Source organism: Agrobacterium sp. CG674 (assembly GCF_053521645.1).
Genome location: NZ_JBNWDZ010000032.1, coordinates 1 through 539, shown reverse-complemented (window position 1 = coordinate 539; position 539 = coordinate 1). Strand labels below are relative to the sequence as shown.

The following is a 539-nucleotide window of genomic DNA, read 5'->3' as shown; positions in this document are numbered from 1 at the left end:
GGCTCGAGATCGGCCTCATAGGAGACAAGAGTGGTTGGCTGTAGGCTTCCTGCCTGATTTGCTTCCCTCAGTGCCGTCATGATGGTCAATGACGTATAAAGCGCGGGCGTGCCCCTGGGGTTAAATCTGCCGCCGTAAAGCTCTGCACCTCGTCCGGAGAGCGGTTCGCGAGCGTAGACGGGGTTGAGTGCTCGATAGAGCTTACCTTTGTACTGCATCGGTAATGTCAGGCATGCACGCCAGCATCGATGGCATCGATATAGTCGAGCACTTCGTCAGCGCGTCCATCTCGAACAAGCTGCATTGCGGTGTGCCCGGAAAAGCCAGAGAGAGGTTCTGAGCGATACCAGGCGTATGCCATGAGCGCGGATCCGAAGCGGGTCTCAACTTTATTGACGACTTCGATCATTTCGCGCAGACGCCGCTGTGTTTTGTCGGATCTGATACGCTCTTTGCGCTGGACTGCATCCTTGCCGAGGCCAGCACTACGGGCGATGTCGTCGCTTGTCGTGTGAAAAACGTCAGCGATTTTTCTTGGC

The 539-nt window shown here is 56.0% G+C and carries 2 protein-coding genes; both read right to left on the bottom strand.

All coding sequences use genetic code 11. From position 1 onward, the window contains the following. Positions 1 to 218 (bottom strand): RES family NAD+ phosphorylase (locus tag ACQZ51_RS23670; protein WP_448780996.1); only part of this gene is annotated, 218 nt, incomplete at its 3' end. 8 nt (positions 219 to 226) lie between these two features. Then, a partial coding sequence (locus tag ACQZ51_RS23665) for an MbcA/ParS/Xre antitoxin family protein (RefSeq protein ID WP_448780995.1) occupies positions 227 to 539 on the bottom strand: 313 nt, incomplete at its 5' end.